This is a genomic window from Methylobacterium sp. CCH7-A2, assembly GCF_001557075.1.
GTDB classification, from domain to species: domain Bacteria; phylum Pseudomonadota; class Alphaproteobacteria; order Rhizobiales; family Beijerinckiaceae; genus Allobosea; species Allobosea massiliensis.
The window spans coordinates 1-10,168 of sequence record NZ_LSKN01000023.1; the positions used below are offsets into that span (position 1 = coordinate 1).

Sequence of the window (10,168 nt, forward strand, 5' to 3'; positions counted from 1 at the left end):
CGAGGGCCTCGCCGGCGAGGAAGCGGCTGATCCCGCCAAGCGCGCTGACCGGGTCGGGAAGCGTCGCGCCAACCGCGGCTCGTTGCCCGCGCACCTGCCGCGCATCGAGCAGGTTGTCGATATCCAGGATATGGCCTGCCCCTGCTGTCGCGGGCAGCTCCACATCATGGGCGAGGATGTGTCCGAACGCCTTAATATCAGCTTTATTATTGTCGGTGGGTGCGAGTTAATGCACAATGTCTGAACCCGAGCAAGCAAATGGCACGACCCAGGACCAATCTACAGCCGCCACCGAGCAAGCCTCTCGCGTATTCATACGTGCGCTTTTCGACGCCGGAGCAGGCTCGGGGCGAGAGCTTTCGCCGGCAGATTGAGCTGGCGCGCGCCTATGCGGCCAAGCATGGCCTGCATCTTGACGAGAGCTTCCGCGACGAGGGTGTGTCCGCCTTCAAAGGCCGCCACCGCGATGAGCGCGCAGCGTTGGGCGCTTTCCTAAGGCGCGTGGAAAGTGGCGACGTCGCCAAGGGGTCGTATCTCCTTGTCGAGAGTCTCGATCGCTTGTCACGCGAAGAAGTCGTCGATGCGCTGGAGCTGTTTCTGGGCCTGACCCGGAACGGCATCGTCATCGTCACACTGGCCGACCAGCGGGTCTATTCGCGAGCGAGCCTGCGTGCCGACCAGACGCAACTGATCATCAGCATCGTTGTGATGTCGCGCGCTCACGAAGAGAGTGCGATGAAGTCCAAGCGCGTTTCCGATGCCTGGGCAGCTAAACGCCAACGTGCCGCCGATGAGCGGCAGGCGATGACGGCGCGCTGCCCCGCCTGGCTCGAGCTCGTCGGTGGGCCGAGATCCGGGCGCTATGTCGAGATCCCCAAGCGCGTCGAGATCGTCCGAAAGATGTTTGCGGACACGATCGCCGGTATCGGACGCCGCACGATTCAAAAAGAGCTGAACGACAAGGAGGTGCCGACCTGGGGCATCGGCAGGAAGCGCAGCCAGTTCTGGCATGACAGCTATATCGCAAAGATCTTGTCGAACCCGGCGGCCTATGGACGCTATATCCCGCGCGGCAAACTCGCCGGTGGTTCGGATGCGACGGCGGAGGCGCCGATCGACGGGTACTTTCCGGCAATCATCGACGAGGCGACCTTTTGGGCGGCACAGGCTGCCTCAAAATCTCGCGGCTTCGGCAAGGGCACGCCAGGTCGCCGCAAGAACCTTCTGTCGAAGCTCGTGCGCTGCGAGGCGTGCAGCAACAACCTTGTCTTCATCGACAAAACGGTTCGCGGCGGCGGTCACAAGCTCAAATGCGGCCGTGCACATGCGAGCGCCGGCTGCGATCACCGGACGATGTACGACTACAAGCGCGTCGAGCTCGCGGTGGTGTTCGGTCTGGGCCAGCGCCGCAAAGGCCTGATCGCGGCAGCCACCGACCGGCAGAGCCAGGCAAAAGCCGCGCTCTCGTCGGCGCAAGCCCGCCGCGACGACCTTGAGCGTCAGCTCGACAATCTGATTCAACTCGTTCAGGCGTCCGGTGGCGGCAGCCGCCTCGGCAAACAGGTCCAGGCGCTCGAAGCCGCAGTCGACGCGGCCGACGATGAGATCGTGGTGCTGGACCGAGCTTTCCGGCAGTCGCAGCCCGCTGACGTGGATAGCGCGACCGAAGGATTGCAGGCGGTCTACAATAAGCTGAATGCCGATCCTGACGAGTTAGCGACCCGTGCCGCTTTTCAGCAGCGCCTCAAGTTGCTGGTCGATCACGTTGTACTCGGCCCGAGCGGATTTGTCGTAACCCATACCGATGGGTCGACCTCAAGGACGAGTTTCGCGGGTCCGGACCGTTAGCGGTGACGCTGCGAGTCGGCATTGCCGATGTGGTCTAACGGCATCAACTGATGCCCATCTAGCCGAGACCGGCTGCGCATTGCCGGCGCGAAGCCCGCAATGGTGAGCACTCTATTCGCCGGCGTGGCTATCGGTCTGGGGTTTCGCGCGGATACCGACGCCGCGGCCGTTCTCGAACAGGAACTCGATGCCCTGCTGTTCGAGCGCAATCTGCAGGTCGCGGAGCGTGCGGTCATGCGAAGATGATGTCCCCTGCTCAATTCGGATTATGGTCCGTTTGGCGACACCACTGGCTTGAGCCAGCTCATCCTGAGAAATGTTCAACCAGCTGCGTGCCGCACGCACTTGGGCTTTGTTAAGCATAATTTATCACTTTAAGTGACAATAGGCGCCTGATGTGACAGTCTGACCTTCGTGGACAAGCCGTTCACGAGAGGAACCTTACGCCATGCATCACGCAGCCTCCAGCCCTGTTTCTGCCGCCGTCCCGGCCATCCCCACCGTTGCGCCGGTCTCGCCGCCGCGCGCCTTGCCGGCCGATCTGCTCGCCCGGATCGAGAAGGCGGTGTCGGGCGCGGGTTCGGCCGAGTTCGCGGTCGATCCGCTGCTCGGCCACAGCCTCAGCGCTGTGACGTCGTTCCTGACCTCGGTCGTCAAGCGCTCGGGCGCGGTGATCGAGGACGCTCTCTATGCCGCGCTGGTGCGCAATCGCCGTTTCCTGGTGATGCAGCAGGTGCGCATCCCGATCACCAGGGCGGCCGAGATGTACGTCCAGGAGAACGGTCCGGGACGCGTCGGCGAGCTCGCGCTCGCCAGCGACGGCGCGACCGTCCGGGTCGGGCATTTCGACATGATCGTGATCGACCAGCAGCGCTCGGTCGCGATGGTGATCGAGATCAAGAGGGGCTCCGGCATCACCGAGAGCAAGAAGCGCAAGGCGACCGAGCGCGATCTCGCCTGCGCCAGGCTCCAGCTCGCCTCCTATCTGCGCACGCTTCTGGGCATCAAGTTGAAGCACTATCGCTGCCACGTCATCGACTTCTACGGTCGGTCGGGGTTCCGCGACGAGCTGACCGTGACCCGCGAGGGGCTCGACAACCTGTTCGGCGTGCCGGTGATCCCGACCATCGACGCGGCGCTTTCCGCGCTCGAGGCCAGGATGGTCGCGCGCGTGCCGCCGATGCTGCAGATCGCGCAGGAGCGGCTCGCCGACCGCACGGCCGAACCCGTGCCCCGCCGCGCCGGCCGCGGCGCGCTGGCAATGCTGAGCGGGCGCCAGGCTGGTCCGGCCCTCGCGCTGAGCCCGCCCGCCTGATCTGACGGCGGCGCTCGCCGCCGCCGGCCTTCGTCTTTACCTCACCTTTGACCCGACGCCGGCCCCGTGCCGGCGATCGCTGGAGCTCGCCCCAATGACCGCCGCCATCCTTGCCCATCCCGCCACGACCCGAACCATGCCGCACGTAGCCATCGCCGCCTCGGCTTGCGAGGTTGGCGGCTCGGCCCCGCTGCTGCGGCTCTGGCGCAGCGTGCCTGCCGACGCGATCGCCGATCGCGACCGGGTCGAGCTGCGCGCTCTGCTTTGCGCCGTCACGCCGCTTCGGGTCGAGCACTGGCGCGAGGCGCTCGCCGGCGACCCGGCCGCCGCCGTCGCTGCGGCGCTGAAGCTGTCCGGGCTCGACGTGCTCGACACCCCGCGCCACGACCTCGTGATGTCCTTGGTCCTGCTGCACGCGCTTGCCGGCTCGGATGCAGCGCGCACGACGCTCGCCTTCGTGTTGCAGCGCCGACGCTATCTCGGCGAGGATGTCGAGCGGCTGATCGCTTCCTGGCGCAGGAACGACCGCGCCGCGATCCGCCGCGCCTCCATCAAGGCTCTCATGGAGGCCCTGTCATGAGCGCCCACACCACTGCCGACGACGACGCGTTCATCACCGGTGTCGACAGCCTGTCGGATAGCGGCAGGGATGTCGCCACGACGCCATTGATTCCGCTCGACCTGCTCGCGCTGATCGCCTGGCACGAGGCCGGAGGCCCGCGCCTGATCTCGCGGATGAAGCGTGGCCAGGCGGTCTTGATCAAGACCCCCTCCGAGATCTGGTATGATCCGATCAAGGCGATCGTCGATCGCGAGAAGACCGGCGCGATCGTCTTCGAGGGCAAGCGCAAGGGCGGCGACAAGAAGCCGAGCGATGCCTTCGTCGTCGATCTCCTGCAGGACGGGCGTGGCGTAGTCGGGCTCAGTGTCGATGCCGGCCTGCTGCCGCCGCTGCTGCGCACCAGCGCCGATGCCGAGCTGATCATCCCGGCGCTGAGCCCCGCTTTGATCCGCCGGGCGATCGCCGGATTTTTTGGCAAGCGCAGCCCGGTCGTGAAGCCGGACGACATCGCAGGCCTCGACCTGATCGAGATCGCCGCCGCGATCCGGCCGTCCTCCAGTCCGCAGGCGAGCCTGCGCCGGCTGCGACAGGCGAGCGCGCGCAAGGCCGTGCCCGACGCGATCGACGACACGCCCTTGCTTTCCGAACTCTCAGGCCTCGGCGAAGCAAAGGATTGGTGTCTCGATCTCTGCGCCGCGCTCGATGAGGCTCGCGCCGGCAGGATCTCTTATGGCGAGATCGAAAGCGGCATCTTTTTTGGACCGCCAGGCACCGGCAAGACGCTGCTCGCCCGCTCGCTCGCCAGGAGTGCGAGGGTCCCCCTCATTGCGACCAGCGTCCCGGACTGGTTCATGCGCAAGACCGGCCATCTCGGCGACGTCATCCAGCAGATCGACGAGGTTTTTGCGCAAGCCCTGGCGCTGGCGCCGAGCGTGCTCTTCCTCGATGAGATCGACGCCTTGCCTGATCGTGCCGTCGCCGATGCCCGGTCGCGGGAGTGGTGGGCAAGCGTCGTATCGGCGCTTCTCACCCGGATCGATGGATGCCGTGCCGCCAGGCGCGGGGTCGTGCTCCTGGCCGCGACCAATTTCCTGTCGCATCTCGACGCGGCGCTGACGCGGCCAGGCCGCTTCGACCGCAAGCTGCACGTCCCGCCACCAGACACCGCAGGCCTCGCCGCGATCCTGCGCGCGCATCTGAAGGGCGATCTGGCTGAGCTCGATCTTCTTCCGCTGGCCCGCCTGATGCCGGGCGCGACCGGCGCCGATGTCACCGCGATTGTCAAGGCCGCGCGTCGCTTCGCCCGCAGCGAAGGGCGCCCGCTCGACCTCGCCGATCTCCACCGCGCCATCCTGCCGGCGGACGGGCGCAGTGAGACCGAGCGTCGTCATGTCGCGGTTCACGAGGCCGGCCATGCCGCAGTCGCGCTCGCGCTCGGGTTCGAGGTCGCGCGGGTCTCGATCCGCAGCGAGGGCACAGCCGGCGGCGTGACCGAACACGCGATCCCCAGCGTCTCGACGCTCGCCGACATCGAGCGCCGCGTCCTCGTCCTGCTCGCCGGCCGTGCCGCGAACATGCTGACGGGCGCAGCTCCCGACACCGGCGCCGCCAGTGATCTCAGCGAAGCGACGAGGCTGCTCACCGCAGCCCAGGTCAGCTTCGGGCTCGGCGACGGGCTCGTTGCCCGCTCAAGCCCCGAAGGCGCACTCGCGCTGGTCGGGCGCGATCTTGCGCTCGCCAATACCATCGACGTTAGGCTCAAGAGCCTGATGCGGCAGGCGCATCAGCTCGTCGCCAGCGAGCGCACCCTGATCGAAGCGATCACGGAGACCCTGATGCGCCAGCAGATCGTCGATGGCGATGAGCTCGCGGCGATCGTCAATCGCAGAGGTGGCGAGGCGGACGGGCTTGGCTCTGCCGTCTCGCCGCCAGCGACAACGAGGATTTGACGACATGTGATCAGCAACCACGCGCGCTGCCACAGCCGCCTGCGTGTCATCGCCCGGACACCCCGACAGCGGACGAGTCGGCGCACCGTCGCACATCCACACATTCGCGATTGCAGCGCATCGCGCTAACCGTCGATCCTAATGGAGACGCTCATGTCACGCCGCAAGCATGCCGACTGGCAGGCCGAGATTTATGACAAGCACGCCGGCTGGATCGCCGGCACCCGCCCGCATATGTCGGTCGGCGACGGCTGGGCGGATGTCGTCTCAAGGTTGTTCGATCGGATTTCTCAGGCGCTCGCCGGCGAGCCACCATCGACCAAAATCGTCATCATCGACATCAAGGAAAAATATGGCGAACTTCGTGTTGAGATCCTCGCCCCCGTCGGGCCTGAGACCGAAGCAGCGATCGATCAGGCGATCCTGCTCGCCGAGTTGCGTTCCGAATGCACCTGCGACGCGTGCGGCGCACCCGGGCGGATGAGGTCGACCCTTGGTCAATCCGCCTGGCTCGCCGTCACGTGCGATGATCATCAAAGCGGCTATCCCCGCACAGTCGGGGAGAGGTCCCCCAAGCGCCGGATCAAGGATCGCTTCGGCGTCTTCGAGATCACCTACGACAGGGCCGCAGACAGCATCACAAAGACCAGGGTCGCGGGGCGGCGAGAGGCGGAATAAGGCTCGATCTCGCTTCCTGGAACCATCCAGCGTCCGCAGCGCGTTGCAGGCCACCGCCGACAGGTCGAGGCCGGGCCGAGCCAGCTGATTCTAGCACCGCTTGCGAGCCCTGCAGCTGGCCCGCCGCGCGTTCAGCTCTGTAGCCTGTAGCACGTAGCCTACATCCTACAGGCGCTACATGGATCGGAGGGGGCTGGAGCGGTGAGTTAACCGTTCGATCGAGAGAGCCGTCAGTCGAACTTGGACGGCGGTGCGAATCGTGGTAATGTGCGTTATACATTCCTCACACGCGAGCCACAACCGCCATGTCGACCGACGACGACCAGCACGAGATCAACCCGCCGCCCTTCACCGAGGGTCCCACCGAGGACGAGCGCGTCGAGGAGCGCCATGTCCATGCCGCCTGTGACGCCCTGAACGCGCAGGGCAAGAAGCCGACCCATGACGGCATCCGCGAGCTCCTGGGCAAGGGCTCCTACACCACCATCACCGCCTTTCGCGCGACCTGGCGGCCGAAGTCGCTCGATCTCGCGCCACCCTTGCCGGAGAAGCTGATCGAGACCGGACATTCCTTCGCGGCCGAGTTCTGGCGCGAGGCGGTCCTTCAGGCCAACGGCCAGCTGGTCCAGGAGCGCAAGGCGGCCAGGGAGATGCTTGACGAGGCGCAAGGCGCGATCCGCGCGCTCGAAGCGCAGGTCGAGGTTGGCGAGGCGAGGCTCGCCGAGGCGCGCGGCAAGCTCGAGGAGGCGGCCGGCAAGCTGCGCGCCGCTCATCACCAGCAAACCGAACTGCGCGACAAGATCGTCCGTTGCGAGGGCGAGCTCAAGGTGCTGCGCCCGCTGATGGAGCGCCTGCAGCTTTCGGCCGGCGGGGGCGATGCCGAGGCCGCCGGCAGTCCGTGACGATCAGGCCGCGAAGCGCGGCGGCGCGCGGCCGCGCTCGATCGCGCGCGTCAGCCGCATCGCCTCGAACCGAACCATGCGCTCGACTGACGCCGGCCGCGGCTGCCGCTCGCTGAAGGTCCCGACCAGCCCGCCGCCGCCGCGCCGGCCATGCTCGGCGCGGCCATAGCGCGACTGGCTGCGGATGCTGCAGTGGCCAGCGCCGGCGGCGACCATCTCAGCGTTGGGAAGCGTCACCTTCCCGTCCGCGATGCACTGCGCGCGAAACGAGTTCGGCGAGACATTGCTGAAGCCGAGCCTCGCCGCGATCCGGCCGACCGCCTTGCGCAGGCCCTCCGTGCTCTCGACCGCGATCTCGATCGCGCCGCCGGCCTCGTCGCACATCGTCGCAAGATGCGCCGCTGGCGCCCCACCCTGCGCGATGGCGACCGTCACGCCCGACATGCTGAGCCCGTATTTGCCGCCATGGCTCTTCTGCGCGATCGTGAAGATCTCCAGGAACCCGTCGCGCTTGATGACCCTGACGCCGGGCGAGTACTGCTGGTCGCGGATGGTCTCGGCATACTCGCCGACGCGGCAGGTCGACAGGCACATCGCAGCGATCGCGGCCTTGTAGGGGCTGGTTTCCGGCGTCGCGGCGAAGACCTGCTCGCGCCAGTCGGCCGGCTTGTCTTTCAGGCTGTGCTTCTTCGAGCCGGCGCCACGGCGGGGCGCGTCCGGCTTGGCGCGGAACGGCGAGGCGGCGCGGTAGTCCGGAACGGCGCAGGGCGGGTGCGCCAGGATCGCCGCTTCGACCCGATCGAGGTACAGCGCCAGCGCCTCCGCAGTGAGGCTCGCAGCCTTGCGCTCTCCGGCGCGCGAACGCGCTTCGAGGTCGGCCTTCAGCCGCAGCAGGGTCTCGCGGGCGCAGAAGTGCAGCGCAGCCCGTGCCCGGTTGTAGCTTGCCGGACAGGCGCAGGCCATCGGGTCGTAGCAGCCCGCCCGGCGCATCCGCTCATGCACGCCACGGTACTGGCGCATCGTCCCTTCGGAGGGGGTTCTCTCGGGCAGCAGCGCCAGCAGACGCTCCATCCGGGCATGGGTTTCGACAAGGCTCGTCATGGCTGACCTCGACCGACGCCGCTGGGCGCCCCTTATTATCGGACGGTCGTTATCATCGAATCAGACGGCGCAAGGGACAATGGCCTGGCTCCACCGTCCGCGCGAGACCGACCTGACATCCTGGCCGGCGCCGATCCCGAAACGTCCCGTGGTCGATGCGATGACATCGAAGCTCAGGCCGTTGCGATCCCTGAACGCCTCGTAGGACGCCAGCGCGCCGGGCTCCGCCAGGACCATCAGCGCCTCGCTCTGCCGGCTGTGAAAATGGGCCCGCAGGCACCAGTCGACCCGCCGCCCATCGTAGCGCTCGCGGTCGCCGTAGGGGCCGACGATGATGACGAAGACCGGCCATCGTGGATGAACCCACCAGCAAAGATCGAACGGGACCGCGAACCCGCCGGCGACATAGCGTTCGACCTTGCCGCCGATCGCCGCAAAGCTCTCAGCGACGGCCTCCCGAAAAACCTGGTCAGGTCGCCTGTCCGGGCTCGGCTGATCGGCGCCGCTCGAACGCGCCGCCCGCTCCGCCTGCGCGATCGCGCGCACGCTCAGCTCGCCATCCGCCACACGCCGCGCCGCCACCAGCGCGCCCTGCCGATCGTGCCGTTGCCAGCGCGCGATGAACTCGACCGACGCCATCGGCGCGAGCCGGAGCCGCGAGCCTAGTTCGCCGGGGCCGTCGAATTCGTCGCGCAGAAAACGCACCGCAGCCGCTTCGCGCCGCAATGTCTGAGCCGCAACACCAAGCGTCGCGGAAAGCCCCGCAATCACCCCGTCACGCTCGCCATAACGCGCGACGGAAACCGCAGCCAATGTCGCCTCGCCGCGCTCGTGCCAACCCGTCGTCATTCAGTCTCGATATACGAAAGCGGTACGAAGTTCATCGAATGCCTATGGATGCCGAAGATCGCGTCCGCGCAGATTGTGTAATTTCGCGGAGCGCTTCCCGTGGAAACGGCAGTGGAGATCCGCTGCGTTTTTGGCCTGAGCCGGTGTGGGCACCGGGCCCGTTTGAGAAGGTGGAGTTGCGAGACTTCGACCTGAGCGAAACGGAGAACCCGATGACCGAGGACAGATTAGCGCTTGCCGAGCTTCCCGCGAAGAGCGGCGACCCTGATTTTCTGCGGACGATTGCCGAGAGCGTGCTGCAACTGATCATGGAGGCCGATGTCGATGGCCTGATCGGGACCGGGTGCTACGAGCGCGGCGAGGCCCGGCAGGCCTGGCGCAATGGCTACCGAGACCGGACGCTCGACACCAGGCTGGGCACGCTGAACCTGAAAATCCCGAAGATGCGCAGCGGAGCCTACTTCCCCGGCTTCCTGGAGCCGAGGAAGACGGTGGAGAAGGCGCTGGTCGCCGTCATCCAGGAGGCCTGGATCAACGGCGTCTCGCCCCGCAAGGTCGATGAACTGGTGCAGGCCATGGGGATGACGCGCATCTCGAAATCGTCGGTGTCGAAGCTGTGCAAGGACATCGACGAGCGGGTGAACGCCTTCCTCAAGCGCCCGTTGTCCGGCGACTGGCCCTATCTATGGCTCGAAGCCGCCCATCTGAAGATGCGCGAGAGCGGGCGCATCGTCTCGGTTGCGGCGATAATCGCGGTTGCCGGCGATACTGACGGAAAAAGAGAGATCGTCGGCCTTCACATTGATCCGCCCCCGCCGACTGGTCCAAAGCGATTGTTAGTGGAGAGTTGGCCTCGCGGCCAGCGCGGGCGGCGTAGTTGGTTCGGGTTGCGCAGTCGCCCGCGCGGTGATGGCGGGCACGAAGACCTCCGGCGCGGGAGGCTTGTATCCGAGCGAGCCACGCG

At 66.8% G+C, this 10,168-nt stretch carries 10 protein-coding genes and 1 pseudogene; 8 read left to right on the forward strand and 3 right to left on the reverse strand.

The features are described 5' to 3' along the window. Positions 1-199 (forward strand): annotated as a pseudogene (locus AX750_RS26365) (IS66 family transposase); the annotation flags it as partial. Between the two features lie 119 nt (positions 200-318). Further along, positions 319-1,848 carry a recombinase family protein gene (locus AX750_RS02265; RefSeq protein ID WP_067253465.1) on the forward strand — a complete coding sequence of 510 codons (1,530 nt, stop codon included), beginning with the start codon at positions 319-321 and terminating at the stop codon, positions 1,846-1,848. Positions 1,849-1,959: 111 nt separating this feature from the next. Here the strand turns inward: AX750_RS02265 and AX750_RS25290 are convergent, their stop codons facing one another. Further along, positions 1,960-2,211, reverse strand: a complete 252-nt coding sequence (locus AX750_RS25290; RefSeq protein WP_082735170.1) for a helix-turn-helix transcriptional regulator — start codon at positions 2,209-2,211, stop codon at positions 1,960-1,962. Between the two features lie 85 nt (positions 2,212-2,296). On the opposite strand from AX750_RS25290, the gene AX750_RS02270 reads away from it, so the two are divergent. From AX750_RS02270 to AX750_RS02290, 5 genes are all read left to right on the forward strand, one after another. Beyond that, on the forward strand, positions 2,297-3,163 hold the full coding sequence (locus AX750_RS02270; protein WP_067253466.1) for a hypothetical protein: 867 nt from the start codon (positions 2,297-2,299) through the stop codon (positions 3,161-3,163). Between the two features lie 94 nt (positions 3,164-3,257). Beyond that, a complete protein-coding gene (locus tag AX750_RS02275) occupies positions 3,258-3,743 on the forward strand; it encodes a hypothetical protein (protein WP_067253469.1) in 486 nt (161 codons plus the stop codon). Next, complete coding sequence (locus AX750_RS02280) at positions 3,740-5,674, forward strand: AAA family ATPase (RefSeq protein WP_067253470.1); 1,935 nt, start codon at positions 3,740-3,742, stop codon at positions 5,672-5,674. The genes AX750_RS02275 and AX750_RS02280 overlap by 4 nt, the downstream gene beginning before the upstream one ends. A 153-nt stretch (positions 5,675-5,827) precedes the next feature. Continuing rightward, positions 5,828-6,352, forward strand: coding sequence for a hypothetical protein (locus AX750_RS02285; RefSeq protein WP_156451327.1), 525 nt, complete (start codon positions 5,828-5,830; stop codon positions 6,350-6,352). A 305-nt stretch (positions 6,353-6,657) separates the two neighbouring features. Continuing rightward, positions 6,658-7,254 (forward strand): DNA-binding protein, encoded by a 597-nt coding sequence (locus tag AX750_RS02290; protein WP_067253475.1) that lies wholly within the window; start codon positions 6,658-6,660, stop codon positions 7,252-7,254. Positions 7,255-7,257: 3 nt separating this feature from the next. On the opposite strand, the gene AX750_RS02295 is transcribed toward AX750_RS02290, so the two are convergent. Next, entirely contained in the window at positions 7,258-8,355 is a 1,098-nt protein-coding gene (locus AX750_RS02295) for a hypothetical protein (RefSeq protein ID WP_067253478.1), read from the reverse strand. Between the two features lie 60 nt (positions 8,356-8,415). Continuing rightward, a complete protein-coding gene (locus tag AX750_RS02300; RefSeq protein ID WP_068072499.1) occupies positions 8,416-9,204 on the reverse strand; it encodes a hypothetical protein in 789 nt (262 codons plus the stop codon). Positions 9,205-9,416: 212 nt separating this feature from the next. Between AX750_RS02300 and AX750_RS02305 the strand changes: the two genes are divergently transcribed. Then, a partial coding sequence (locus AX750_RS02305; RefSeq protein ID WP_245282282.1) for a transposase occupies positions 9,417-10,168 on the forward strand: 752 nt, incomplete at its 3' end.

Bases quoted from the DNA above. Each gene is read 5' to 3' on its own strand.
- AX750_RS25290 (WP_082735170.1), bottom strand. From the start codon at position 2,211: ATGCTTAACAAAGCCCAAGTGCGTGCGGCACGCAGCTGGTTGAACATT.
- AX750_RS02270 (WP_067253466.1), top strand. From the start codon at position 2,297: ATGCATCACGCAGCCTCCAGCCCTGTTTCTGCCGCCGTCCCGGCCATC.
- AX750_RS02275 (WP_067253469.1), top strand. From the start codon at position 3,258: ATGACCGCCGCCATCCTTGCCCATCCCGCCACGACCCGAACCATGCCG.
- AX750_RS02280 (WP_067253470.1), top strand. From the start codon at position 3,740: ATGAGCGCCCACACCACTGCCGACGACGACGCGTTCATCACCGGTGTC.
- AX750_RS02285 (WP_156451327.1), top strand. From the start codon at position 5,828: ATGTCACGCCGCAAGCATGCCGACTGGCAGGCCGAGATTTATGACAAG.
- AX750_RS02290 (WP_067253475.1), top strand. From the start codon at position 6,658: ATGTCGACCGACGACGACCAGCACGAGATCAACCCGCCGCCCTTCACC.
- AX750_RS02295 (WP_067253478.1), bottom strand. From the start codon at position 8,355: ATGACGAGCCTTGTCGAAACCCATGCCCGGATGGAGCGTCTGCTGGCG.
- AX750_RS02300 (WP_068072499.1), bottom strand. From the start codon at position 9,204: ATGACGACGGGTTGGCACGAGCGCGGCGAGGCGACATTGGCTGCGGTT.